At 57.1% G+C, this 26,544-nt stretch carries 22 protein-coding genes, 1 tRNA gene and 1 pseudogene; 12 read left to right on the top strand and 12 right to left on the bottom strand.

Annotation, left to right across the window (positions count from 1 at the left end):
* Positions 1-13: 13 nt before the first annotated feature.
* Together VK574_RS02050 and VK574_RS02045 are read right to left on the bottom strand one after the other, a co-directional pair.
* Complete coding sequence (locus VK574_RS02050; RefSeq protein WP_472798137.1) at positions 14-3,139, bottom strand: TonB-dependent receptor; 3,126 nt, start codon at positions 3,137-3,139, stop codon at positions 14-16.
* A gap of 252 nt (positions 3,140-3,391) precedes the next feature.
* Positions 3,392-3,820, bottom strand: coding sequence for a TOBE domain-containing protein (locus VK574_RS02045; RefSeq protein WP_472798136.1), 429 nt, complete (start codon positions 3,818-3,820; stop codon positions 3,392-3,394).
* A 102-nt stretch (positions 3,821-3,922) separates the two neighbouring features.
* On the opposite strand from VK574_RS02045, the gene VK574_RS02040 reads away from it, so the two are divergent.
* Entirely contained in the window at positions 3,923-4,471 is a 549-nt protein-coding gene (locus VK574_RS02040; RefSeq protein WP_472798135.1) for a hypothetical protein, read from the top strand.
* Here VK574_RS02040 and VK574_RS02035 read toward each other — a convergent pair whose 3' ends face one another.
* A complete protein-coding gene (locus VK574_RS02035) occupies positions 4,472-4,912 on the bottom strand; it encodes a TOBE domain-containing protein (protein WP_472798134.1) in 441 nt (146 codons plus the stop codon).
* Positions 4,913-5,060: 148 nt separating this feature from the next.
* Here VK574_RS02035 and VK574_RS02030 point away from each other — a divergent pair, with 148 nt between their 5' ends.
* Entirely contained in the window at positions 5,061-5,705 is a 645-nt protein-coding gene (locus VK574_RS02030) for a dihydrofolate reductase family protein (RefSeq protein ID WP_472798133.1), read from the top strand.
* 62 nt (positions 5,706-5,767) lie between these two features.
* Here the strand turns inward: VK574_RS02030 and VK574_RS02025 are convergent, their stop codons facing one another.
* Positions 5,768-6,367 (bottom strand): gluconate 2-dehydrogenase subunit 3 family protein, encoded by a 600-nt coding sequence (locus tag VK574_RS02025; RefSeq protein WP_472798132.1) that lies wholly within the window; start codon positions 6,365-6,367, stop codon positions 5,768-5,770.
* Positions 6,368-6,370: 3 nt separating this feature from the next.
* On the bottom strand, positions 6,371-8,113 hold the full coding sequence (locus VK574_RS02020) for a GMC family oxidoreductase (protein ID WP_472798131.1): 1,743 nt from the start codon (positions 8,111-8,113) through the stop codon (positions 6,371-6,373).
* 419 nt (positions 8,114-8,532) lie between these two features.
* Between VK574_RS02020 and VK574_RS02015 the strand changes: the two genes are divergently transcribed.
* The 4 genes from VK574_RS02015 to VK574_RS02000 are packed head-to-tail and all read left to right on the top strand — an operon-like array spanning position 8,533 to position 12,842.
* Positions 8,533-9,195, top strand: a complete 663-nt coding sequence (locus VK574_RS02015; protein ID WP_472798130.1) for a (2Fe-2S)-binding protein — start codon at positions 8,533-8,535, stop codon at positions 9,193-9,195.
* Positions 9,196-9,206: 11 nt separating this feature from the next.
* On the top strand, positions 9,207-11,615 hold the full coding sequence (locus VK574_RS02010) for a xanthine dehydrogenase family protein molybdopterin-binding subunit (protein WP_472798129.1): 2,409 nt from the start codon (positions 9,207-9,209) through the stop codon (positions 11,613-11,615).
* A complete protein-coding gene (locus VK574_RS02005) occupies positions 11,612-12,613 on the top strand; it encodes an FAD binding domain-containing protein (RefSeq protein ID WP_472798128.1) in 1,002 nt (333 codons plus the stop codon). Before VK574_RS02010 ends, VK574_RS02005 begins: the two co-directional genes overlap by 4 nt.
* A gap of 10 nt (positions 12,614-12,623) precedes the next feature.
* Positions 12,624-12,842, top strand: a complete 219-nt coding sequence (locus VK574_RS02000) for a hypothetical protein (RefSeq protein WP_472798127.1) — start codon at positions 12,624-12,626, stop codon at positions 12,840-12,842.
* A gap of 166 nt (positions 12,843-13,008) precedes the next feature.
* On the opposite strand, the gene VK574_RS01995 is transcribed toward VK574_RS02000, so the two are convergent.
* The 3 genes from VK574_RS01995 to VK574_RS01985 all read right to left on the bottom strand — a co-directional run bounded on the left by VK574_RS01995 (position 13,009) and on the right by VK574_RS01985 (position 16,432).
* Positions 13,009-13,083 (bottom strand) — tRNA-Phe (locus tag VK574_RS01995).
* A gap of 165 nt (positions 13,084-13,248) precedes the next feature.
* Positions 13,249-15,111 carry a VWA domain-containing protein gene (locus VK574_RS01990; protein WP_472798126.1) on the bottom strand — a complete coding sequence of 621 codons (1,863 nt, stop codon included), beginning with the start codon at positions 15,109-15,111 and terminating at the stop codon, positions 13,249-13,251.
* A 64-nt stretch (positions 15,112-15,175) separates the two neighbouring features.
* Positions 15,176-16,432: a hypothetical protein gene (locus tag VK574_RS01985; protein WP_472798125.1), complete on the bottom strand. Its 1,257-nt coding sequence runs from the start codon at positions 16,430-16,432 to the stop codon at positions 15,176-15,178.
* Between the two features lie 344 nt (positions 16,433-16,776).
* Here VK574_RS01985 and VK574_RS01980 point away from each other — a divergent pair, with 344 nt between their 5' ends.
* Positions 16,777-19,524, top strand: a complete 2,748-nt coding sequence (locus VK574_RS01980) for a GH116 family glycosyl hydrolase (RefSeq protein ID WP_472798124.1) — start codon at positions 16,777-16,779, stop codon at positions 19,522-19,524.
* A 34-nt stretch (positions 19,525-19,558) separates the two neighbouring features.
* Here VK574_RS01980 and VK574_RS01975 read toward each other — a convergent pair whose 3' ends face one another.
* On the bottom strand, positions 19,559-20,047 hold the full coding sequence (locus tag VK574_RS01975) for a hypothetical protein (RefSeq protein WP_472798123.1): 489 nt from the start codon (positions 20,045-20,047) through the stop codon (positions 19,559-19,561).
* 120 nt (positions 20,048-20,167) lie between these two features.
* A complete protein-coding gene (locus VK574_RS01970) occupies positions 20,168-20,605 on the bottom strand; it encodes a hypothetical protein (protein WP_472798122.1) in 438 nt (145 codons plus the stop codon).
* A 271-nt stretch (positions 20,606-20,876) separates the two neighbouring features.
* Here VK574_RS01970 and trhA point away from each other — a divergent pair, with 271 nt between their 5' ends.
* The 5 genes from trhA (at position 20,877) to rpmA (ending at position 25,885) form a co-directional block, all read left to right on the top strand.
* On the top strand, positions 20,877-21,515 hold the full coding sequence (trhA, locus tag VK574_RS01965) for a PAQR family membrane homeostasis protein TrhA (protein WP_472798121.1): 639 nt from the start codon (positions 20,877-20,879) through the stop codon (positions 21,513-21,515).
* 127 nt (positions 21,516-21,642) lie between these two features.
* Positions 21,643-22,005, top strand: coding sequence for a hypothetical protein (locus VK574_RS01960; protein ID WP_472798120.1), 363 nt, complete (start codon positions 21,643-21,645; stop codon positions 22,003-22,005).
* Between the two features lie 122 nt (positions 22,006-22,127).
* A complete protein-coding gene (locus tag VK574_RS01955; RefSeq protein ID WP_472798119.1) occupies positions 22,128-24,908 on the top strand; it encodes a GH36-type glycosyl hydrolase domain-containing protein in 2,781 nt (926 codons plus the stop codon).
* Positions 24,909-25,261: 353 nt separating this feature from the next.
* Positions 25,262-25,588, top strand: a complete 327-nt coding sequence (gene rplU, locus VK574_RS01950; RefSeq protein ID WP_472798118.1) for a 50S ribosomal protein L21 — start codon at positions 25,262-25,264, stop codon at positions 25,586-25,588.
* Between the two features lie 33 nt (positions 25,589-25,621).
* Positions 25,622-25,885 (top strand): 50S ribosomal protein L27, encoded by a 264-nt coding sequence (rpmA, locus tag VK574_RS01945; protein ID WP_472798117.1) that lies wholly within the window; start codon positions 25,622-25,624, stop codon positions 25,883-25,885.
* 81 nt (positions 25,886-25,966) lie between these two features.
* Here rpmA and VK574_RS01940 read toward each other — a convergent pair whose 3' ends face one another.
* Together VK574_RS01940 and VK574_RS01935 are read right to left on the bottom strand one after the other, a co-directional pair.
* Entirely contained in the window at positions 25,967-26,263 is a 297-nt protein-coding gene (locus tag VK574_RS01940; protein ID WP_472798319.1) for a hypothetical protein, read from the bottom strand.
* A gap of 44 nt (positions 26,264-26,307) precedes the next feature.
* Positions 26,308-26,451 (bottom strand): annotated as a pseudogene (locus tag VK574_RS01935) (MEDS domain-containing protein); the annotation flags it as partial.
* Positions 26,452-26,544: the final 93 nt, after the last annotated feature.

Raw genomic sequence — 26,544 nt, 5'->3', positions numbered from 1 at the left:
CCAGGCAGGCTTCCTACCAGAGAAGCTTCAAGGCAAATTGCACTTGCCGGGAAGTCGTCGATGTGCTTGTAATGGCGCCAGCCGTGCCCGACACACCGGTCGGCGTAAATGCGATCAGGTTCGGAGTATTAAAGTTGGCGCGGTTGAGCAGGTTGAAGAGTTCAGCCCGAAATTCGACTTCGGTACGCTCATGAATTCTGGTGTCTTTGAAGGTGGAAAAATCCCACGTTCCCAAACCTGGACCCTTCAAGGTGTCTCTCCCCAGGTTGCCCCAGAATCCACTGTTGGCCGGAGGCGCCAGAAACGCGCTTGGATTGAACCACTGTCCAGGCTTGCCAAGAGTGATGGGCCCGTGGAAGTCAGGATTCACAAATGGTCTCACCGGATTGCGGGTGTCGCCATCGTTTGAGGGGTTGTAGCTGAGTTGCGGAGTCATCGGAAATCCCGACTGAAGTGTGACGATGCTGTTCACAGACCATCCGCTGATCGCGCCATTCGCGAATCCGTGCATATCGTGACTGAAGGATTTACCGTGTCCAAAGGGCAACGAGTAGACAGCACTGACGACACCAATATTCCGGACATCATATGTGGCCAGTCCCCAATCGGCGTGCAGGTCGTAGGGATTTGAGGCAAGGCCGGGCGCGTTTCCCGCTGTAGTCGCATTCAGAGAATCGCCGTTGTCGAGGGCCTTTGACCACGTGTACACCCCGCGAAGGGTCAGATCATGGCTGAAGCGATGATTCACATCGACCTGGAGCGCGTTGTAGTTGCTGTTCCCTTTGGAAAACCACGTCCACGTATTGGCGATGGACGGATTTGCCTTCGGCGTCCCCGCTGGGATGTAGAAAGATCCAGCCGGGATCGCCGCATTGGCCAGCGCGTCGGGGAAACTTGCCGGATACGCGGCCGGACAGGGGGATGCGGGGCAGATTGTCGGGACAGACGGATTGCCGTCAATGCCGATGAGCTGATGATATCCATGGGATCCGACATATCCCAACGTGAGCGACGTATTCGGAGTAAGTTCCTGCTCAAGTCTCAACGAATACGAAATAAGAGTGGGCATCTTGGCGTCGGGCTGAACACCACCGGGTACGAGAAGTGCCTTGGCGGGCGTCGGAGCCGTGGGGTTAATCGGCAGGCTCGAAACCGGAAGTGCAGCAATGCTGTATGTCGGATTGAAAGGCGCATTCTGATCCATCCGATATCCAAGATCGTCAAGCAGCTGGTTGTACATACCTAATCCTGCGCGGACAACCGTCTTATCCTTCCGTGGACTCCATGCAAGACCAACTCGTGGCTGGGCGAGAAACTTGGCATTGTTTTCAGTGAAAGCACTGTGGCCGATATGCGGCTGGCTGGAAATAACTCCGTTGGTGAACGTGTAATTCGCGGCGCGGTCGTGAGCCTCGTTCCAGCCAGTAGAGAACTCGCCACGAAAGCCAAGACTAAGCGTCAGTTTCGGATTCATGTGAATCACGTCTTGCGCGTACACCGCACCAAAAAGAGCACGCCAATTCATCTCGGTGGGCGCGGGGCTATAGAGGAAGCTGCTCGTCGTTCCAGTGAGAAATGTTTGCAGGCTGGTGAAGGTGGCCTGACCAAATTGGCTCAGATTGATTGTTTCGTTGGATTGGAAGTTCTGAAACCACGCACCGAAACTCCATTGGTGCGGGCCATGCGACAAGGTTAGGCGATCCTCATAGGTATAGATGTTCCGCACAATGGGCAGATTGCTGCCGTTATTGCTTCCAGCCAGTCCGATCTGCGCCTGCGGATTGGACGCGGCGCTCCCGCCAACTACCACAGCGCCAATTTGGCGTCCGCTGACGAAACCAGGAACTTGAGTGGCGGGAGTGCCCGGAGTGGGCTCTCCCGTAAAGAAATAGGCGGCACGCGAATAGCCCACGCGGGCGACGTTGTTCAGATACGGAGAGAAAACATGCGTTTCATCAAGGCTAATCACTTGCTCGCGGAGATTCAGGATGTCGGTGCTGTAGGGATTGGCGGTCGTCGCAGTGACGTCGCCACCGTCGTCGATGGTGTACACCGCAGAGAGTGTGTCTCCGGGTGAGAATGGAAGGTCGAACCGAGCCGTTCCAAAGTCCTCGCGGATCGTCTGAAGAGGGCTGCCGAAAACTTGGGCGATTCCGTTAAAGTCAGGCGCGTTCGGAGAGGGAGTGACCCAGAGGTTCAGAAGCGGCGCTACGCTGGGCGCGGCTGCCGCTCGCGAAGCCAAATCGGGCACAAATGCGACCGAGGTTTGGTGCAGGTTCTGCCTGAAGCCTTCATAGTTTCCGAACAGGAATGCTTTGTCCCTCTTCAAGGGGCCGCCAAGTGCGGCTCCGAACTGATTACGCTGGAAGGGTGGCGCCGATCCTTGATCGAAGTAGTTCGGAGCATCGAGCGCATTGTTGCGCAAATACTCATAGACCGAACCGTGCAACTGATTCGTGCCTGACTGCGTGACGATGATTACCTGCGCACCAGGCCGCTTACCATATTCGGCACCGTAGGAATCGCGGAGCACGTTGAATTCCCGGACTGCTTCCACGCCTAACAACTGTTGACTCGGACCGCCCGGTTGCATGTTATTTTCTGCAGCGCCAGTGAACTCGATTCCATTCAACAGAAACAGGTTTTGCTGAGGGCGGTTTCCAGAAACCGCAAAGTTGTTTCCCGTGCTTGAATTCGACACGCCGATCCCGCCGGTCTTCTGCGATGTGAAGTTGACGATACCAGGATTAAGCGTAAGCAAAAGATCGTAGCTGCGACCGTTGAGCGGGAGGTCTCTCACCTGCTGCTCTCCTACCAAGCCCGAAATCTCCTGAGTGGATGAGTTGACGATGGGGACATTCTCGTTGACAGTGATCTGCTGTTTGATCTGTCCGACCTGGAGAGCGAGGTCGGCATTTGCATCCTGACCAACGACCAGAAAGACTCCCTGGCGTATCTCATCGGCAAATCCCGCCTTACTGGCGTGAACTTCATACCGTCCAACCGGCAATTCCAGAAGTTGGTACCAGCCCGACGCATTGGTGAGTGCGGTTCGCGAGAGTCCTGTTTCGATATTGGTTGCGGTCGCGGTGGCTGTCGGAATTGCAGCCCCGGTTGGATCCGTGATTCGGCCGGACAAGCTCGCAGAGACTTGGCCGAATGCGGAAACAGCGTTCAGGCCCGTTGAACAGATTGCAAGCAAAAGCCAAAAGGCAAATCGAAGAGCGTGGTGCCTGAGCATTCAATCTCCAGGACGGCTGGATTTGGCGAGGCGCCGGCGGGCTATGCTCAACCGTGTTCGAACAACAGCGTGGGGGAGGGGCTTGTCGGGCCCGCCGGTATTATCGAATTTATATATTTCGATTCGTATCGTCAACAGGTCCGCAGCGAACTAGCGCAATTCGCCGTCCAAGCGTTCAATCATGACGTCGGTTGACTTGATTAGAGCAGCAGCTGTGTCGCCTTTTTTCAAGCCCAGTTCACGGACCGCCGCCGCGGTGATGATCGCGGTAATCTGAGCGTCTCCGATTGCCAGGATGACCTCTGCCAACAGCCCCTCGACTCTGACGCTGACGACTTTCCCGGCAAGTTGATTTCTTCCACTTACGCGCCGATAGCGCTTGCGGGACTTCGTGTCGGACTTGAGAGCATCCTGGTCGAGGAACGGTTTGAGGCTTCCGAACGATACGCGATGGTGTCCTCCAGGCGTCTTGATGGTTTTCAGTCTCCCGGACAATATCCAGTTCTTGATCGTGGGATAACTTATTCCCAGAATGCGGGAAGCTTCCCGCGGTGTCATCATTTGTTTCTGGTTGGCCATGGATTAATCTTTTAGCACTTTCCCGTGTGAGATCTTGAGAAAAAAGGCCCACCGTTTTGCCGATCAGAGGATCCGGTCATCTCCTCACGCTAGAATGTCGCTATGAATCGCCGGTTCCACTCATTCTCCCATGCGTTCCTGGTTTCGATTGCTTCAGTCGTCCTTTTCGTTGCGCAGGTAGATGCCGTTGCGCAGGACATGGATCATTCCCGTCCCACCGTTCCATCGACCGAGTTGACGATTAGAGCGGTGGACGGGAAGTCGATGACCTTCACGCCACAAGACGTTGCCTCGATGCCGCACAAAACTGTGTCTGTCTACAACCATCACACCAAAGCCAATGAGACGTACTCCGGTGTACCCTTGGCTGACTTGCTCGGGAAGGTGGGCGTACCACTTGGAGAGAACGTTCGAGGCAAGCTGTTTTTAATCGGTGTCATTGCCGAGGGTACGGATCACTACAGCGTGCTGTTTGCGCTCGCTGAGGTCGACCCTTCGATCCACACAGGGGACGTGATCGTCGCTGATTCGGTTGATGGGCAGAAACTCGGGAAAGACGGCGTCTTCAAGATGATTTCAACCGAAGAAAAGCGCCCCGCGCGATGGGTTCGCAACCTCACATCCATTACTGTGATTGACGTCAAACCGTAGTCACACCCCCACCATCACGTGGGATGCCTTTACGATCGCGCTCACTGCATCGCCCTGCTTCAAATTGAGCGAGCGTACACTCTCTTTGGTGATTGACGCGATGAGCATTGTGCCACCAGGTAATTGAATTCCGACCTCGCTGTTTACCGCACCGTCCTGGAGTTCAACTACTTTCCCGGCGAGGATATTGCGCGCGCTGAGTCTTGCGCTCTCCAAATCCTTACCTACCATTACTTCTGACGCCTTGATAATTACGAATGCGTCGGTCCCAATCTGCAAGCCAAGTCTTTCAACGCTCGAGTTCGTAATGACAGCAACAACGGTTTCGCCGCCGCGTAAGGCGAGAACAATCTCTGCATTCACGGCACCTTTTGTGATGAGCTTGACAATCCCAGGAAGGATATTGCGAGCACTGACCTTCATTGCATTGACCTCCAGCATCGAACTAATAGTTGAAACTCGGCACGTCGACTGCCTGCAAGAATTCTAGATTGTAACGCTGGAGGGGTCAGCCAGCCCAGTTGTGTTGAGTCGGTCCGGTTGCCAGTTTGCGTGCTTGCAGCTAAACATTTTGAGAGGAGAAGCATTCATGTCGAGAGTCCGCGTGGCGGGATTTGGTGTTTCGTTGGACGGTTTCAGCGCGGGCATTGAGCAGAGCCTCAGTGATCCGTTAGGGAAACGTGGGACCGAAATTTTTCAGTGGTTCTTTCGGACAAAGACATTCCGCGCGATGCACGAACAGGAGGGCGGCGCAATCGATCTCGACGATGAGTTCGCACGCGGGGCGATGGAGAATTTTGGCGCCTTCATTCTCGGCCGCAACATGTTCGGTCCCGTGCGTGGCCCGTGGCTTGACAACCCATGGAAGGGCTGGTGGGGCGACAATCCGCCTTACCACGCGCCAACCTTCATTCTCACGCACTACCAGCATGAGCCCATCGTTATGGAAGGTGGAACCACTTTCTACTTTGTCACCGAGGGAATCGAGGAGGCACTTGCTCTCGCGAAGGAAGCCGCCGGCAGTAAAGACGTCAAGATCGGTGGTGGCGTGTCGACGGTGCGCCAGTATCTCAAAACTGGACTCATTGACTCGCTTCACCTCGCGTTGTCGCCCGTTCTCCTCGGCGAAGGTGAACCGCTGTTTGAAGGTCTGGACTTGCATGCGCTTGGATTCTCAGTAACCGATCGCAAGGCTACGGACTACGCGACCCATCTCGTGCTGAAGAGAGCCTGAGCACAGAGATATTGGCGAAGCGAAAGAACACTTACAGGCTGCGACCATCCGACAACTTGGATTTATACGTCGGGAACTGGCGGGCATCCAGGGAACTCGGTGAGGTAGGTGTTGCCCTTGTATCCGAGATACTTGATCCCGATCTTGCTGGTGAAGAATCCGTCTGCAGTGAAATTGCGCAGGAAGGAGAAAAAATCTACCGGCTCACGGAGGCTTTCATCCTGTTCCGAATTCTTGCGATAGGCGATGAGGTCAAGGATTTCTTTTTGCTGCTGGGGTGTGCAATCCAGGTAGGCCTTGCTAAAGCGGGTCGCGCAGGTGGAATCGAGCCACTTCAAGCCGCCTGTCAACTTGGCTTTGTATTCCTCATTCTCGCTGGTGAGCAGGTCGATGAATTCCGGTGCCCCGGCTTCGATTGCGCCGCCAGAGTCCGCGTCCGCAGGAAATAGGGTCTCGCATAGCAGTTGCAGAGTCTTATATTGTTGAGCGTCGAAGACCTTTGCGGTGTACGCTCCGGTTTTGGCATCCGTTTTCTCTAACGCAATCATGGTGTGTGCATACTCGGCAGCTTCGAGTGGGATCACACGCAGTACGGAACCCGCCACGGCTCCGATGGTAAGAGACTTCAAGATTGTGCGACGAGACAGGGTATCCGCGGCCATTGGCTATAGCTCTCCTTTCTTGGCTTGGTCGAGCAAGTATTCCGATGTCTTCCACGACAGCGCCATGATGGTCAGAGTGGGGTTCTTATCAGCATTTGTTACGAACGGAGCGGCATCAGCGACAAAGAGATTCTTGACGTCGTGTGCCTGGCAGTTCTTGTTCAGCGCAGAGGTTTTTGGGTCGCTGCCCATGCGTACTGTGCCGAGTTCGTGAATGATAGCGCCGCCCTCAGAGATGTGTCCGACCGGCTGCTGTTCGAGCGCGTTGCTCGCACCGGCGCTGCTCTTCTGGGGATGTCTCCGAGTGCCGGCGATAACGGTTCCGCCGGCAGCCTCGATGATGGAGCGGAAAGTCTGCTGCATATCCGCAGCCATCCTGGTTTCGTTGTCGCCCCATTGCCAGTGAAAGCGCAATACGGGGATGCCCCACTTGTCTTTCACTTCGGGGTCGAGTTCGCAGAAAGAATTTTCATTGGGGATCATCTCGCCGCGCCCGCTAAATCCGATGAATGTGCCGTAGGAACTGCGACACTTCTGTTTCAGGCTGACGCCGTAGCCTTCCTGTTCTTCGCAAACATAGTCGAAGCCGCCCACACCGGGCATGTCGCGTCCGCCCCCAAACTCGATGTGGTAGCCGCGGAGGAAATCGTTCTTTTTCCCAAAACGCCACCATGGCATGTACATGTGCATTCCGCCAACGCCGTCGTGGTTGTGCACTGGCATTTTTTCGAGTTGAGGGAAGTATCCGGTCAGATCGCTGCCGACTGAGTCTGTCAAATAGCGGCCTATGACTCCTGAGGAATTCGCAAGCCCGGCGGGGAAACTCTGCGAACGCGAATTCAACAGGAGACGCGCGGACTCGCAGGCACTCGCTGCGACAACGACGGATTTGGCGTAGACGCGCTGTTCGCTCTTTGTGGATTTGTCGATGTATGCGACCGCTTCGACTTTGCCGTTGGCGCCCATCACAATTTCGCAGGCCATTGCATTGACAATCATCGTCAGGCGGCCAGTTGCCACTGCTGGCGGAATCATCACCTGGCTGGAGCTGAAATTCGAAGCGGTTCTGCAGCCGCGACCGCACTGAGCACAGTAGTGGCAGGGATCACGATCATTCAGCGGCTTGGTAAGAATGGCAAGGCGCGATGGGATGCACGTGATATTCAGCTTGTCGCAGGCCTTCTTTACAAGGGTCTCAGTGCAGCGCGGCTTCGGTGGCGGCATGAACACACCGTCCGGAGCATTGGGGATATTCTCCTTGGAGCCAAACACGCCGATGTAGGATTCGACCTTGTCGTAGTAAGGCGCGAGTTCCTCGTAAGTGATGGGCCAGTCGTCGCCGATTCCGTCGGAGGAGTGGGCACGAAAGTCAGCTGGTCCAAATCGGAGAGCGATGCGTCCCCAATGGTTTGTGCGGCCTCCCTCGATGCGTGACCGGAACCAGCGAAACGATGAGCCAGGTGCGGTCGTGTATGGCTCGCCTTCAATTTCCCAAAATCCATTGGGCGCCATGAATTCGTTGCCTATTCCACTCTGTTTGCCACCAACCCCGACGCCGCGATGAGGAAGCTGATATGGCCACACATGCTCTTTGAAATCCTTATCCGGGTTCAGCCGCGGTCCGGCCTCGAGCATCACGACATTCAGCCCGCCTTCCGTGAGTACCTTCGCAGCGGTGCCGCCGCCCGCGCCAGAACCGATGATGCAGACGTCATACACTTTTCTGAGCGGATTCAATTGCAGCATCGATTCCCTCCGGTGAAGAAATGTGCGAGCGAAGGGTTTCCTCACCTTCTGGCCTTTGGTCCTTGCGAATTCTCAGTTTTCGAAACTCAAAAACACTCCCGCTCTTCCAGACCAGCAATGGACCAATATATCTTCTGGCGGTTTGCGCATGCGACCTGTTTCTCCTTTCTTCAGAAGATTTTGGCTTTGTTGGGAGCGAAAGGAGAGTCTGATCAGAACTGAAATCTGCTCGCGTCTCACGATCATGTCGCAATTTTGCTAAATTCTGCCGATCTGCCGAATTCCGCGTGCGTTACGGCTCGTCAGGAGCTATAGTTTTTGCGTCGGCAGTTTTGTTTCCGAAAGATGTGCCATTAATCCGATCCGACCAGCCGCCTGCATCCCAGGTGCCTAATCCTGAAAGTCCTCGGGAGGAGTCAATGTCCGATCCCACGAAATCACCCCGCTCTTTACCAGAGAATCAAGATGAAAATCACGGCATCAGCCGCCGGGGCTTTCTGAAGGGCGCTGGATTGACTGCTGCCGGAACCGCCTTGCTGGATGGAGTTCAGGCATTCAGCCGTGAAACTGCAGCCGCAGCCGACCCGGGTGTGACTGAACTAGGTCCCGGTCCAGTTCCCGTTCGCCTCAAGATCAACGGCAAAGAGCAAAGCCTGGAGATCGAGCCGCGCACCACCTTGGCCGAGGCTCTTCGGATCAATCTCGGACTGACCGGGACCAAGGTCATTTGCGACCGAGGTGCCTGTTCAGGCTGTACCGTCTGGCTGGACAAGATGCCGGTGAACAGCTGCATGACACTGGCGATGGATGCAATCGGTCACGAGGTGACAACGATTGAAGGAATTTCCGTCGACGGTGAACCGCATCCCTTGCAGGCCGCGTTTGTGAAACACGATGCCATGCAATGCGGCTTCTGCACGCCGGGCATGGTGATGAGCTGCGCGGCGCTGCTCAAACAGAATCCCCATCCCACCGAGTCGGATGTGCGCCACGCGATTTCAGGAAATTTATGCCGCTGCGGGACGTATCCCAAGATTTTTGCCGCAACCCTCGAAGCGGCTGGCAACACGCGGAAGGCTTAACGGAGGAGATCATGCCGACTCATTGGAATGAGGAATCGATGCTCCAGCAACCAGGGGCCGCAGCGAGTGGAAAATCCGACAAGACGACCGTGAACATGCCGGTCGGCGTGCCGGACTACACGCTTCGCGATGAACCGCGCGAGGTACCTGCCACAGAGCCTCCCGTCTGGCCGATCAACAAGGACCTGAAATACGTCGGAAAATCCCCCGAGCGGTGGGACGGTTATGCCAAAGCTACAGGCCGCGCACGTTACACGTCCGACGTGCAACTCCCGGGAATGCTCTATGCGAAATTTGTGAATGCCAACGTTCCTCATGCGAAGGTCGTCTCCGTCGATACTTCCGCGGCAGAGAGCCATCCAGGGATTCGCGCCGTGCACGTGATCGAGCATGTGCTGGGCAATGCTTCATTGCGTGATCCGGCGCTTGAGAAGGCAAATTATCCCGTGGTGCGCTACGCAGGGCAGCCGATCGCCGCCGTCGCAGCCATCAGTCCCAACGCAGCGGAAGAAGCGGCCGCGCTGGTGAAAGTGAAGTACGAACCACTTCCCTTTGTCGTAGACCTCGACCGGGCACGCGCTGCAGATGCGCCGCTGGTCTACCCCGGCGCCGCCGACCAGGGAGGTACCGCGGGTGGCGGCGGTGGCCCGCACGGAGTTCCGCAAACCGGCAATGTGCATGGGCCTTCCATCCGCAAGGTTGCGGATACAGAGCAGGGCTTGCGTGACGCCGATGTCGTTGTAGAAGGGCACTACGTGACGCAAGTGCAGACACATTCTGCGCTGGAGACGCACGGCGTGGTCGCGGATTGGAAGCCGGAGATGTTGACGGTCTGGGCTTCGACCCAGGCGGTTTCCAGCGTGCGCGAAGAACTAGCAGGATTCTTCAAGATTCCCATGACACAGATTCGCGTACTCACCGAGTTCATGGGCGGAGGATTCGGAGCGAAGTTTGGAGCAGGCAATCCCGGCGTGGTCGCGGCGGCTTTATCAAAAAAGACGGGAGCACCGGTCCGCCTGATGCTCGATCGCGAGGAAGAGCATCTCTCTGTCGGCAATCGCCCCAGTTCCGACCAGATGCTGCGCATCGGCGCAAAGAAGGATGGCACGCTCACTGCCGTTCACCTGGTCAGCTACGGCACCGCCGGTTGCGGAACCGGGGCGGGATGTGCGGGTCCCGCTTCGAACCTCTACAAGTACGCCTCGCTCCACACCGAGGAGAATGACGTATTCACCAATGCGGGTCCGGGTGCGGCTATGCGCGCGCCTGGACATCCGCCAGGAGCTTTCGCGCTGGAGCAGACAATCGACGACCTTGCGGTGAAGCTCAATCTTGATCCGCTCGATTTGCGTGAGCGGATCGACACGCATCCGGTGCGCAAAGTTGAGCGCCAGGTCGTTCGCGAGAGCGCGCTCTGGAAATCTCGAAATCCCGTGGCCAATTCGGATCGCGGTCCCATCAAGCGTGGCGTTGGATTCGCGCAGTCGGTGTGGTATCGCTTCGTGAACATGGATTCTGCCGCTGAGGTACGCGTCCACAAGGATGGATCGGTCGAAGTACTCTCCGCTGTGCAGGACATCGGTTCCGGCATCAAAACTGTGATGGCCCAGATCATGGCGGAGCAGTTCGGCGTGCCACCGGAGAAGATTTCGGTGAAAGTGGGCGATACGAATTACCCGGTGGGTCCCAGTTCCGGCGGCAGCATGACCACGCTTTCGCTCACGCCTGCGGTGCGGGACGCGGCATGGCAGGCTTCACAGAAATTTCTGGAGGAGGTCGCTCCTGCATTCGGCACGACCGGCGAGGATCTGGAACTGGTGGACGGAGAGGTTCGCAGCAAGTCGGGCAAGATGCAGCCTGTCAGCTTCAAACGAGCCGCCGCCAAAATGAAGACCGATCAGATCGCGGTCCAATCCAAACGCGTACCGGACTACGATCGCAGCAAGTATCTGACCTACGGCGGTGTCGACGTTGCGGAGGTTGAAGTTGACGCCGAGATCGGCCGGATTCATGTCAAGCGCGTCCTCTCCGTGCACGATTGCGGACGCCCGATGAATCCGGGGCACGTGATCAGCCAGATTAATGGCGGGGTTCTGCAAGGCATCTCGTACACGCTATTTGAAAACCGTCTGCTCGATCCGGATTACGGCCTGATGGTGAATCCGAACCTGGAGCAATACAAGATCACCGGATCGCGCGAGACACCCGAGATTGATGTGCGGCTTGTGGAGGCATATATCGGCCAGAGTTCCACGGATGCATCGGGAATCGGCGAGGCAGCCGGCGTCGTTTCAATTGGAGCCGCAATTGGCAACGCTGTTTATAACGCAATCGGCGTGCGCATTCGCCAGACGCCGATGACGCCCGCGGTGGTTCTGGCCGCGCTGAATCAGCCTGTGCCGGGGAGGAGTTTGGCATGAACAGCTTTGCGCTCACGAATTGCACCACGGTTGACGCGGCATTATCGCAGTTGAAAGACGGTGCGGTCGTCAAGGCCGGCGGTGTCGATCTTCTGGGACGAATGAAGAACGGCACGATCCAGCCGACAAAGCTTGTGAATATCCGCAACATCCCTTCGCTGCGCGGAATTCATGAGACGGAGAAGGGACTGACGATTGGCGCGCTTACCACGCTCGCTGAGATCAGCGACCATCCTCTGATTCGAGAGAAGTATCAGATTCTCTCGGACGCATGCGGACACGCGGCCACACCTCATTTACGAAATATGGCGACGGTGGGCGGCAATCTGCTGCAACCGGTTCAATGCTGGTACTTCCGTTCGGCGGACTTCCAATGCATCAGGAAAGGCAAGGAGTTCTGCTTCGCAATCGCGGGGCTCAACCAGTATCACGCCATCATGGATTACGGCACGTGCCCCGCGGTCGCTCCGTCATCGGCTGCCGTGGCGCTGCTGGCGCTGAGCGCTTCGGTCGAGTTGGAATCCGCGAAGAAGGGCAAGCGGACGCTCGCAATCAAGGACCTCTACGTCGAGCCCGATGCGAATCCCACGAAGTTCAACGTTGTCGAACCCGACGAATTGCTCACCGCCATCACGATTCCCAAGCCCGCGCCGGGCACGCGCTCCGCTTATCAGAAATATGGTGAGAAGGAGAGCTTTGATTGGGCGATTGCCGATGCGGGCGTGGTGCTGGAGATGGACGGCAACGTCTGCCGCAAAGCCGTGATCACCATGGGCGCGGCATCTCCAGTGGTGCGCCGCTCGGTGGAGGCAGAAGCTCTGCTCGCCGGCAAGACGATTAATGAAGAAGTGGCGCGGGCCGCGGGCAAAGCGGCTATGACCAATGTGCAGCCGCTTTCGATGAACGCCTACAAAGTACAACTCTTCCCGGTCGCCATCTATCGCACCGTCCTGCTGGCTGCTGGGCAAATGGACCGCGACCCGAGCGCGGCGGGCTAGGAGGTACCTTATGAACACAGCCGATACAAAACCGCTTCCCTGCCAGTGCCTGCGAACCAAGAATCCGTACGGCTCCATTCCGACCGACGCAGAGTCCTGGCTTCCCGGCGTGCACACATCTTCAAGCTATTGGTGCCTGCACACCCTGAGTCCCGCAGGGCCCGATGAGAACTACGTGCATCTTGCCCGCTGTGTGCCAGGGCGCAAATGCTATGAGGCGGAGGATTAGAACCAGTCACTTAACAGTGCGATGGCTTTGCCAAAGAGCAGCCGCCGTCCTTGTTCCGTTTTCGCACTGGTACCCCGACAGATAATGATGAGACCAGCGCTGAAGAAAAGTCTTGCGCAAAATTAGAGTTGCTTCAAGTTTTAACGTGGGAATGCATGGAAAAGGATGGTGGCCAGGGACGGGATTGAACCGCCGACGCCGGCCTTTTCAGGGCCGCGCTCTACCACTGAGCTACCTGGCCTCAGTGCAGACTTTCAGTTGCATTTCCTGCGCGGGAATCCGGCTTGGCCGGAGAAGGGTGGGCGGCTCCACGAACAGTGCGCTGCAACGACTTGGGTAGTATACCAACTGACAATCGGGCGCGCCAAACCGTGGTCGGCCCCGAATCTCGATCCTTGCAACACAGCTACTTGCTGGCGACGCTTTCCTTGACGGAACTCAGCGGAATCTCCATCGTTCCCACCTTGCGCGACACCTGGTCATAAACCCCTGTGCGCAGCCAGTATTGTCCCTTCGGAACCTGTATTTCGCCATGCATCTGAACCCCTGTCTTCTGGAAGACCGGATAGACGTCGGGCTTGATGCTGAGATCGACCAGGTGGTCTTCCCTGCTCGTGACCTGTCCATATCTGTCATAAAGGATCATCGACAGGTTTAGCTTGCCCTTGCGGGACCCATCGGGTGCCAGCTTCAGGTGCAAGTCATCCAAATCGAGCGCGAAATCGACGGAATAACGATCCGTTGGCCCCTTCAGCGACGGCCTTGCATCGGCCTTCTGCGGCATCGGCTGAATCAGCGTCTTGTAGAGAATCTGCTCAGACTGCGGCATTCCAAAAACCATGAAAGGTTCGAGCGGATCGATCCTTGTCGGATTTTGCGATGCTTGCTGCTCCGCTTGATCCTGACGGGTCTGAGCGGCTCCCGGCAAATCCTGATCACGGGCAAAGTATCCACGGCGATACGACAGCGCGTAATGTTCCCCGTCCCCGATCTTCACTTCGATTTTTCGAAAACCGCCATCCATCTTCGAATTGGTCGGAGAATACGAAATCGTGTAGAAATCCGAACTGTGATCTGAAACCTTTCCAATGATTCCCGAGAGGTCGTTTTGGTTGTAGAAGGCCTTGCCGCCAGTCAGGCTGGCCAGCATATCCATCGCGGAATTGCTTGAGTTCTTCGCCTGGCTCTCGTCTTGCAAGCCGCCAGCAAAGCCGCCCTGTCCGGCATTGGGAGCATCCGCCGTCACTCCGGGCGGGGGTCCCAGAAGTTGCGGAGCAGACGTGATCGTCGGATCGAGCGAGTTTTCAGCGGTGTAGTAGGTTGGAACATTCGTGCCCCGCACATCGACTGGATAAATCGCCACGCGTGCCGCGGAAAGTAGATTGATTGTCTGATTGATGGAATCGTCAAAGCGCATCGAGGTCTGCCCAAACAACTCTACGGGGAACGCACCTGACATCCAGATCACATTCTTGCGGCCGGGAAACGATCCGAGAAATGCAGCAAGCTGATTCAGATTCTGCAGCGTCCGATATTCGCGATCGCTGTCCTGCGCGTAACGCGTCTCCTGCATGAACTGCTGAAACGCCTCGATGGTCTGAGGTGGTACGGTGAACACGATGTTATTCCCGCCAGCCTGTTCCATCGCAACCATCATCTCGACCACGGTATTCTGCGCGTCGGATTCGCCTTGCGATTGCAGCAGAATGGCCGGTTCTGACTTGTCGTTCTTCCGGTAGCCCATCGCGGTGGCGAGGACGGCTGGATCATCAGAGAAACCCTGGATAAAACTCAACCTCATCGACATCGTAAAGATGGCCAGACGCGTTCCCGGCTTTAGAGTCTTGAGATAACGCTGCGCCGCTTTCTTCAAATACATCTGGTCGTTCATGGGGGTGTTGAGTGCATCGAGCAGCAGAACATTTACGGCTGGGGGAGTCGGCAGCGGCGAGAAATTGGTAAACACGTTGGGCGGCAGCTGCGGGAAGGCCCTGTTTTCGCCGCTGCGCGCCAACGAGTCGGCGCCGTGTTCTTCAAAATATCCGACATTCTGCGGCTTTCCCTGTTCCAGCACCTTGAAGTCATCCTGCTTCAATCCCTTCACCGGGTTGCCCTTGCTGTCAGTCACAACCACGTCTACCAGCACCGCCCGGCTGTTCACCTTCAGCGTGGATTGTGGCGTGCTGGTTGCCGCATCGGTGCTCTGACCCATCGACGAGGTTGCAAGTGCGGCTGCCAATGCAGCAATACCCAGGTGGATGAGCTTCATATGAGGACCCTCCAACGCACGGAAAGACTAGCACCTTCATTATGCTGCCGTCCCGGCATATCTTCTAATCCGGTCGCCGATTCTGGCCGCTCGGCGCCGGACCAACCGGTAAGCCCTTCTCTGCGCCGGGCGCCGCCTTTCCATGCGTACCTTCCGGCGTGGCTCGCCCGTTCTGCGCCTCGTCAAAAATCATGGTCGCGTTCGAACCAAAGCGATGGTAGTTGGAAAAGATCGTCTGATTGATCATCGCGACCGGCTTATCCAGTTTGTGATTCCCGTGCGAACAACCGTTCGCTTCTTCAACCATGAACGTCAAACTGCGCAAGGGGCAGATCGAGCGGCGATTCCCTAGCACAACCGGACCATATTCCACAACGCTCGCAACATGCGATACCGGATCGTTGGACCTCGATTCCGCTTCGAGAGTCATGCGCAAAATCGCTCCCGCCTTTGGATCCAGGGCGATCTCGCCGTGGTACGCAGGGGTGTCATGAAACGAAACATGGTCCTGACACGCGTCAGCGACCTCGTAGTGAGAGGATTCCCGCGGAACCGAATAGAGATAGACCGCTGCCGGGCCCACCATCGACTGCTCCCAGTGATCGAACACCACAGTTCCCTTTTCGATGTCCATCAAGACCACTGCCGCCTCGGTTCCAAATTCGCCACGGCTCTCCAGGCCAATGTCCTTGCGCTTGGCTTCTCCGGGGCCGCGTGCGCCATCTGTCACTTCCTTTCCATCTTGAAACGAAATCTGCCCCTGCACGGTTCCCACGCGATGAAAGCCTGCCTGATCCGTCGTAGCCTGAAAGTACTTCAGCATCACGGGGGAGTTGTCGAATCGCGTTGTGGTTTCGCTTGCCACGAAGTTTGGCAGATGCGACAGCTCTCCGAGCACATAGGCGCGCGCCTTCTTCAGCATTGTCTGCTGCGCCTCCGCATCAGGAGACGGTCGGTGCAGCAGTTCGCCCGTGGGCAGATTCTTGAGCGCCGCGCGGTCGGCCAACTGCTCCAGCGCTTGTTGCGTGTGTATGCCCAGGTTGTACTTCCCAATCAGCTGATACATCTTGAGAGTGCTCAGCCGCTCGGTCAGCTCGATGCCTGCAAGTCGCGGAAGCAACTCGTCGTCCTGATCGAGTTGCTGCAGCAAGTCCCCATTGACGATATCGGGAATCTCATCTGAGGCAGCGGGGGTGTGCTTCTTTGCCGCTTCGTGGGGCTGCGCCGCGTGCTGAGCAATAATTTGTTCAAGCTCACTCACCGTCATCTTCTCGGCCGCATACGACGGCATGACTAGCCCTGCCAGGATTGCCGCGCACACCAGAAATCTCACCGAGCCGGGTCGTCTTTGCATACTGGAGCGCGCGCTTGTCGTCCGACTTGAAGGCTCACGCATGGCGTCAAACGTCCCGAGCCGCACTCGGGAACGAGCGTCTCGGCATTTCCAGGAGGGACGAGCCATCTCCGGTTCCTTCGGGGTCGCTATTCCCGGCAGCTCGCGCGGATCGTATGTTATCTTCACAGTCTGTGTGATCCGGGTTCCGCGTTAGCCCTTGATTTTAGCGCAATTATGGTTGCGAATTGTCTCAGAAATGTTGTGAAGCGGTCGGCTTTGCCCGGCCGGTGTTACCCTTTCAACAGCTTTAGCGCCAAAGCTTTATGTCCGTGAAAAAGCCAACTCGCCGCGAATTCCTCGTTGCGGGTTCCACCGCGGCCCTGGCCGCCGCGGTACCTGCTACTACCTGCGATGCCGCTTCTGCGACAAACGAAGCCCCGGCAGCCGGACCTTTCGACCGCGAATCGCTTCCCTTCTCGTCGACAGAGCTCTTCCAGCCAGGCCCACAGCGAACTTTCAGCGGGGACCGAGCTACGCAAGTGGCCATGCCCATCGGCGGCCTCGGCGCCGGTTGCATCTGCATTAACGGATCAGGCGGATTGCAGGATTTTTCTATCCGTACAAGGCCCGAGACGACGGCACTGCCCGCAGGATTTACCTCCAACTCGCCTGAAGCTGGATTTGCTGTCTTGTATATCAAAGGACCAGCACCAGTTACCAAGCTGGTGGAAGGTCCCTTTCCACCGTTCAAGATCTTCGACCAGGGATTGCAAGGACAGGGCTTGCGCCGCGGAGGGTCCGAAGGGTTTCCCCGCTTCGAGAAATGCAACTTCCGTGGAGAATTCCCGTTCGCCGAAATTCGCTTCGCCGACGCTTCAATTCCGCTGGACGTTTCTCTGATCGCCTGGAACCCACTCATTCCCCTGGACGACAAGAACTCGGGCATTCCCTGCGCGATTCTTGAATACACATTGCACAACACATCCTCGCGCTCTGTCGACTACGAATTCTCTTACCACCTGTCGCACCTTGCGCCCGGTTGCCGTCCAGATCAGGCTGCGAGCGCCAATGCCGTTATCGCCGGTAAGGGTGCCTTTCTCTTCAATCGCGAGGCGCCCAACGCCGAGGCTTATGGCAGTGCCACGCTCACGGCTATTGGCGCCAAACCCCGGATCAAAACGATGTGGCTGCGCAGCCCCGGCTGGGAATTCGACTCCCTTTCGGCAATTTGGCGCGAAGTCTCGACCGGCGCCTTCACCCCGAACGATGGATCCAACACCGTCGACAATGCTGGCCGCAACGGCGCTTCCATTCTGCTGGAAGGACATCTCGGCACCGGCGAGTCGCGAACCTACCCTATCTTGATCACCTGGCACTTCCCCAACTGCTATCTGCGCGAAGGCGGAATCTCCCCTGCGCAGAACGCAGCCGTGATTGAAGGGCCGGCGGGCTGCCGGACTGTACCGGCCGATGCGCCACCGCCCTGGCATCCGTATTACTCCACGCAATGGAAAGATGCACGTGATGTGGCTGCGTATGTTGAGCAGAATTACGCAACACTCCGCACCCGGACCATCCAGTTCAAGAACGCGGTCTTCGGTTCCACGTTTCCTGCTTACGTGCTTGATGCTGTCTCAGCCAACCTCGCGATCCTCAAGGCGCCCACCGTTCTTCGCGAGGCCAACGGAAACGTGTGGGGATGGGAAGGCTGCTTTCCCGACGCTGGCTGCTGCCACGGATCGTGCACGCATGTCTGGAACTACGCGCAGGCCCTGCCGCATCTCTTTCCCCAACTCGAACGTACCCTGCGCGATTTGGAACTCGTGCGCTCCATGGACGATCGCGGACATGTGAATTTCCGTGGTGCGATTCCCGAAGGCCCTGTCGATCACACCGGCCCCGCCGCAGCCGACGGCCAACTCGGCGGCATCATGAAAGTCTTTCGCGACTGGCAGATCTCCGGTGATGCGACATGGCTGAAGCGCATGTACCCGCTGGCCAAGCGCAGCATCGACTACGGTATTGCCACGTGGGATCCGGAGCATCGCGGCGCTTTGTTCGAGCCCCACCACAACACCTACGACATTGAGTTCTGGGGACCCGATGGCATGTGCACCAGCATCTATCTCGGAGCCCTTTCCGCGATGGCGCAGATGGCGACTGCCGCTGGTGAATCCGCAGATGCGGCGCTCTACGGCGATCTTGCGCAGCGCTCCGCGAAGTTCATGGATGAGACGCTCTTCAATGGCGACTACTTCCAGCAGACGGTCGAGTTTCAGGAGCTTCACGATCAGTCGTTTGCAAAGCCCATCGCCCACGTGGATGACAAGAGCAGCGAGATGCAACAACTGCTGAAGCGTGAGGGACCGAAGTATCAATATGGCTCAGGGTGCTTATCCGACGGCGTCATCGGGGCATGGATGGCGAGCCTCTACGGCATCGACACGCCGCTCGCCGAGAAGAATATCCGCTCCACCCTGCAGTCCATCTTCCGCAACAACTTTAAAGCCGACCTGAGCCAGCACGCCAACGCACAGCGCCCCGGCTACGCGATGGGCCACGAGCCCGGCCTGCTTCTTTGCAGTTGGCCGCGGGGCAATAAGCCCACGCTCCCCTTCGTCTACTCCGATGAAGTATGGACGGGAATTGAATATCAGGTAGCATCCCACCTTATACATGAAGGATTCGCTGACGAAGGCCTCACCATCGTCAAGGCCTTGCGAAGCCGTTATGACGGACGCACGCGCAATCCATGGAATGAATACGAGTGCGGTAACTGGTACGCACGCGCCATGTCGAGTTTCGCGCTGGTTGGCGCTCTTTCCGGCTTCCGCTACTCCGCCGTCGACAAGACGTTGCATTTTGGACCGAAGCTCAAGGTGCATCCGTTTGTCAGCTTCTTCTCCACCGCGTCCGGTTACGGCACCATTACCCTCGAGGGGCACACCGTTTCGGTCAACATGATCGAAGGCGAATTGCTGATCGAGAAGTTGCAATTCACAGACGCAGAGGGCACCCGCTCGATTGATTGGAGCATCACCGCCCGGATCAACGCGCCGGCAACCAAATCCATCTAGCCCTACAGCTCGATACATACATATCTTTTAAAGCTCATTGACCGTTAGCAGACTTGAGTTGTATCCAGCTTGTTGTTCCTACTTTTCCATTAGGGTTGAAATCCGCAGTGTCGGTCACCACAAGCTCACTTCCCTTGTCGTTTGTCCAGGCGTATTTGAAACTTGACCCTACATATTTCCCTCCCTCAGCCGCGTGAAAGAGAAACTGGCTCTCTACCAGGTAGCCGCCGGAAAAGTAGATGACCAGGTCGTCAAACTCGCCATGCCAATACTCGTCAGACACCATCGAAGTCCATGTTGAGTCCTGGCCCCAGTTTCGAAGGACTGTGGCTAAGATCGAGCTGTATTGATCAAGTTTTCCCCCCGGAGCGCGAAAAATGTCACACTCGACAACCATGAACGTGTCGATCATGGGACCGCTCGGACCAACGTAAAGCTGGAACGTTCCACCAGGCGTCGGTGGCGGAGTATTGTCAGCGTGCTGCTGCAGATGCTCAACAGCAATGTTGACCCATTCTTCCACTGGTACTCCATCCTGCAGATAGGCAATGTGTGCTCGCGCAGCATCGCCGGTGCTTTTTGGAATAGCGGTGTGAGTTTGTTCCGCGTTGGTTTGTGCGCCGATGTTCGTGCCTTGCAAATCCTAGGTAAGGCGTTCAGTCACGTTCGGTAGGGGCTCGATCGCAATCACCTGGGCGTTCGGCCGCAACTTGGGCAACAGCACGGTCCGCAGATAATCTGCTGCCAGAGTCGGCGGCAAAGGCTCGACCTTGTCACCTTTGGCCTGCAAGGTCGCACGCGTGTTTGCGTCGTCACTCCAACTCCACGAGTCACGCCCCAGGTAGCCGAGGCTGACCAGACCATCGGGCGAATCGACATCAAACTTTAGAGAAGGGCTCCCCCCTTGCGCCGGCCAATCCATTTGTCCCACGACTTTCCAACCCTCTGGAATCATAAGATCAATCGCGTTATTTGTGTGGTACAGACTCGTCGTGTGGGTACGGCTATCCTGGATGTTTGCCGGGACAAGGTGCCACCATATTGGTCCGTTCGCCAAAGTATCCGAGACGGCAGGATTCATCGCCGCTGCTGTCGATTGTGCCGCTAGGCTTCCGGATTCAGAGTGAAGCGTTCCGAGGGGCAGCGCAAAAGCTAAGCCGGAGAACCATATCGCAGACCTTGCTTTCAGACGTCGAGGATAAGTAACCGGGCGCATTCTCGTTCCCCCGGAAAAGCAGATGGTTTTGAGTCACAAGTATAGCCGTGGGGACGAAACACCTTGCTGGAATATTCGCTTCATCCGAACGAAGCCATCACATGCCACCCTCCGCTCGCAGAGCTATCATCAAGCAGTGCACACCCATTTCCGCCTCGGCGACATTCTGGCCAACGCGATTACGCATGGCGTGGGCGCGCTACTTGCGATTGCAGGTGCCGGCTATCTTATCGTGGCCAGTTCGCGCGGCTCATCCTGGGTTGTAGTCAGCTGCTCGATCTTTGCAGGGACGCTTGTGCTCGTCTACCTCTGCTCCACGTTCTATCACTCCCTGGTGCGAACGCGCGCGCGCCATGTGTTTCATGTGCTCGATCACGGCGCCATCTATCTGCTCATTGCCGGAACCTACACGCCCTTTACGCTGGTTTCGCTTCGTGGGCCGGTCGGGTGGACTCTGTTCGGGATCGTATGGACCCTCGCGATCGCTGGCGTCATCTTCAAAAGCTTCGCCGTCGGACGGTTTGCGGCCGCTTCCGCCGCTGTCTACCTCTTTCAGGGTTGGGTTGTAGTCTTCGCGGCCCGGCCATTGATGCATGCCCTCAGTCCCCAGGGCCTGATGTGGCTCGGCGCAGGTGGCATCGCTTACACCTTCGGCGTCGTGTTTTTCGCGTTCGATCGTATTCCTTACTTCCAGGCTGCATGGCATTTATTCGTACTTGCCGGAAGCGTAGCGCACTATTTTGCCATCCTGCTTTACGTCGTGCCGCACGCCTGAGAACGGGCCGGACTGCCTTTTGTACCGCAACAAGTCATCACACATTACTTTTGGGTGGGACTGGCAATTGGACCTTTGATTTTTGCAGGATTTCCGATGCTACACTTCGCGTGGAGTGAACGAGATCATGACACCTGATCCCTATCGCAAGGCATACGACAAAGCCGTCGAAGATTTGACGCTGATTTCCCAGACATTCGAACGCTTGAGTGCCCGCAAGAAACTGGTTGAGAACCTCGTCACCGCGCTGCAGCCCGTATTTGCCACGAAAGACCCAGCCCAGGAAACCCATTCTTCCGCATCCATCGAAACCCCGCAAGATGTACAGGAGATATCAGCCGAAGCGCACGAAGCAGCTGAGCCCGCGGGAGGTTACTCCTTTCTCGATGTCCCCGCTCCGTTGCCCACAGAGTCTGACGGCGATCCGTTCCAACGCCGCGTGAAGGCAGGAAATTTCCGCTTCAAGGGGCACGCCGCGCAGCGGTCGTAATCAGGCGTTTTCAAAACCACCGTTCCCGATCTTGAGATGCGAACCTCGCGGGTTCGCAGACCTTGGCCGGCACCGTCTACAATCGCGTGTCGGCCACTATGTCTGCGTCGAGAGGGCGGTAGATGGAAGCAACACGTAGGGAGTTCTTGCGAGGATCTCTGGGAGTCGCACTTTCCAGCAAGCTCGGAGGCGCGGAGTTCTGGCACGCCGCAAGTGCGCGCGAGAATGCATACGGATCGAGCAGCTTTGGCGCTTGGATCGAGGATGAATTCGGACTGCCCGCCTTCCAGTACACCTGCAATCAAACGACAGATCCCCGGGCTGTCACGCAGGTTCAGTCCGGAGTCCTGACTCCGACCGAACACGTCCACCAGGTCGGCAACGATCGAATCATCGCTCTTGCCTCCAACTACGGCCATGTGCGCGTTCGCCAGGATGAGGGCTGCCCGAAATTCCTGAACGACATCGATCCTGAGACCCACCAATTCGGTGGCGGGCTGGGTTATCTCACAGACGGTGAAGAAACGCTGACCACCTGTTACGACGGGAGCAACGCCGCGTTTGAGCGGATCTTTGGCGTGGGTTATTACCGCAAGAAAGTGCGGGGCACGAAATATTCCATCGACCAGGTGATCTCGGCGCCATTCGGCGACGATCCTGTACTGATTTCACAAGCAACTCTGACCAATCACACAGACGCCGCCGTCACCGTGCGCTGGCTGGAGTATTGGGGATGCCAGCCGTATCAGTTTTCGTATCGAGCTGCCATCGAATCGATGACCGGGATTGGCACCCAGACAAAGCTCCGCCGCGATCTTGGCAGACGATTCAGCCATCGCGTCACGCAGATCGATGGAAGCAAAGGCTTGCTTGAGTCAAAGCATTTCGAGGGTCGATCGCCTCAGGAAGAAACTGCGTGGGAGCGCGCAAAGGCAAATCTGCGCGCAAACCCCAACGGATTTATCGCGCCGGTTGCGGAACTGAGGCCCGGTACTGAATTCGAAAGTCTCGATCTGCCCCAGACATTCCTTGTTTCGCTCGATGGCCCGGTGAGCGGATCCAGTTCCGATGCCGCTACCTTCTTCGGCGCGGGTGGCCCATCAAATCCCACTGGCTTAAAGCAGCCCCTCGATGGAAAGCTCGACACGGGTGAAAAACATACGTGCCTTCTGCTCGAACGCACACTGCAACTCGCTCCGCAACAGAGTCGCACGATTCGATTCTTGTACGGCTATCTTCCGGAGGGCTTCACGCTCGATGCCCTCATCGCAAAGTACGAGAAGGGTGCGGACACCATTCTGTCGGAGTCAAGCCGGACATGGAAACAGAAAGGCATGCGCTTCGATGTCCCGGCAGAACCGTGGGTGAAGCGCGAGTCAACATGGAATCACTACTACCTCCGCAGCAGCCAGACCTTCGACGACTTCTTCGGCGAGCACATTCTGAATCAGAACGGCTTCTATCAATACACGATGGGATTCCAGGGCGCGCCGCGCGATCCGCTGCAGCACAGTCTCCCCTTCCTTTTCAGCGATCCTGAAATTGTGCGCAGCGTCATGCGTTACACCCTAAAGGAAGTGCGCGACGACGGTTCCCTTCCCTACGGAATCGTCGGACATGGCGTCGTGGCGCCCATGGCATCCGACAATGCCAGCGATCTTCCGCAGTGGTTGCTGTGGACCGTCAGCGAGTATGTGCTGGCGACGCGCGACATCGATTTCCTGCACGAAAAAATTCCTGCGCGCTTGTCGGCGACCGCGGACAGCACCGACAGCGTCCGCAATCTGCTCGAACGCTGCTATCGACACCAGGTGAACGATGTCGGCGTCGGACAACACGGCGTCATGCGCATGAAGGTGGACGACTGGAACGACGGGCTCATCTATACCTGGGCGCAGAAGGCGTTCAAGGAATGCATCGATACCAGCGAAAGCGTCTTGAACTCCGCGATGGCAGCCTGGGTCTTTGACGAATACGCGCGCATGCTCGACTTCGTCGGCGGTGATGCAAGTCTGGCGAGAGAGCTTCGAGTGAGTGCGGACAGACATCGCGAGGCAACCCGCGCGCAATGGAACGGACGGTGGTTCAAACGGGCGTGGCTCGGACCGACACTCGGCTGGCTCGGAGAATCGACATTATGGATCGAGCCACAACCATGGGCCATGCTGGCAGGTGCAACTACAGACGCGCAGAGCCGCGAACTCGTGCGAACTATGAATGACCTCTTGCGGCGAGGTCCCCTGGGAGGGGCCCAGATGAGCGATGGGCCCGACATGCGTGATAAGAGCGGAACGAATGTCGGTACCCTGGAAATGGGAGCCATCTGGCCCTCCCTCAATCAGATCCTCGTCTGGGCGCTCATGGGCGTTGATCCTGCGATGGCGTGGGAGGAGTGGAAGAGAAATTCGCTTGCAACGCACGCCGATGCTTATCCGGACATCTGGTATGGCGTGTGGAGCGGCAATGACTCATATAACTCTCCGCTGAACAAGCATCCCGGCGGCGCAGCCAACGAGCCTTTCTTTCACGGCACCGACTTTCCCGTTTTCAATCTCCACTCGCACGCGTGTTCTCTTTATTCCGCCAGCAAGCTGTTGGGACTGGAGTTCACCCCGGAAGGGCTGAGTTTGAATCTGGCATTGCCGTTGGATTCGTATCGCTTCGACTCGCCGCTGGTAGGCGTCGTGAAGTCCAATGGAGGTTATGAAGGGTGGTATGCCCCAGCCCGGGCGGGAAAGTGGACCGTTCGCATCGCCATTCCGAAAGAATCAGCGGGCAAACTCTCGCATATTGAGGCGAACGGAAAACGGCTTCCCATCCAGAACGCACAAAACTGGACGATTGAGATTACCGGGACAAGCACACCCACAAAACCCATGCGCTGGGCTCTGGTCAGGGCATAAGAACCTGTCTTAGGCCATCTTCGCTCTAAACTGCTGAGGAGCAGCGATATAGTTCCCGAGGTGAGCGTCCGCTCTTCCGGGGTCGTCGCCGCAAATGGGACGGCACTCCGCCGGTTCTGAGAGAACTACGATGACCACCGATCGCCGTGAATCCTTGGAGCTCGCATTGACCCCGCCCCGCAAACCCGGTAAACTACTCTAGTTTGGCGATTCCTGCCTGTCGCTGCGGAGCCAACCGCTCGCCCACAGGGTTTTCGGCGCTCGAGCGTACCGCGGACTGGAAGTTTCCGCCCGAATTCTTTTGATTTCTTAGAGCAGATTCCGCCGCGGCGCGATCACGCTCTGGAGGGTTTATGTTTGCGGTCATACGCACCGGTGGTAAGCAATATCGGGTCGCGCCAGGCGATGTAGTCAAGATCGAGTCCGTGGCTTCTGACAACAACACGGTTGAGTTCAGCGACGTGCTCGCCTTCAGCGGCGAAGCAGGAAGCGTGACCAAGCCGTCTGCCGCCAAGGTGACGGCCGAAGTTGTCGGACAGGGCCGCGGCGACAAGATCCTCGTCTTCCATTTGAAGCGGAAAAAACAGTACAAGAAGATGCAGGGGCACCGGCAGAACTTTACCGAGGTGCGCATCAAGGCGATCGAGGCCGATGGCGTTACCTATACCGCTGAGAAGTAAGCGGACAAAAAGATCTAGAAGGGGACCAAGGCAATGGCACACAAAAAGGGTGGAGGCAGCTCCACAAACGGACGCGATTCCAATGCACAGCGGCTAGGCGTGAAAGCCTTTGGCGGGCAGCTCGTTACCGGCGGATCCATCATCATGCGTCAGCGCGGCACAAAGATCAAGCCCGGCACCAACGTCGGCATCGGCTCAGATGACACGCTCTTCGCCAAGGTTACAGGTCGCGTGAAGTTCACCGATCATGGCAACCGCGGGCGCTATGCCTCCGTCGAGCCTGTCGCAGCCGAATAAGATCAGCTCAAACCTGAGCATTCGAGGCCACGGTTCGCCGTGGCCTTCGTATTTTCTCCGGTGACTCACGAAAAACGAAGCCTAAGCCAGGATTTGCGGCTCCAGGATGCGATGAATGAATGAATCCAGTTCCGGCGCCCCGGATTGTGCGTTGGCAATCGATGCCGAATGGCGGTAAATCGGATTGATCATTGACAGCGTCTGATTAATAAAGATCGAAGGGTGAGAGACGACGCCATCCCGCAAAATTTTTCGTGGCATGGTTTCGATGTGATATTGGTAGACGTCGCCGATCTGCGGGTGTTCACGGATAAACTCTTCGAGCCGACACTCGTACTCCAGGAGCTTTGAGAAGTCTTTGTCGGGACGACTTCCCATGTCATGTCGCCCGTCGTCCACAGCCCCGCGAAACCGGCATCCAGCGCCTCCTTCAGAGCATCCTGCAGGCTCCGCATCATCTCCTCCAGGTCAAATCGGCAGCCATCGATCAGATGATCGCGATCAGACGAGAGTACGAGACGCTTTTTGGCCGACTCTTCCGCGACGTCGACGCCCGCGGCGACCAAGTAGGCGGGGAATTTGTTGTTCCATGCGAACCAAAAAATTACAGCGTTTGCCTGCGTCTTCTTTGGATGTAATGTTTCACCGGTTTGGCTTCA

The organism is Occallatibacter sp., assembly GCF_035317045.1.
Lineage (GTDB): Bacteria > Acidobacteriota > Terriglobia > Terriglobales > Acidobacteriaceae > Telmatobacter.
This window is presented reverse-complemented; position numbering and strand designations above follow the sequence as displayed.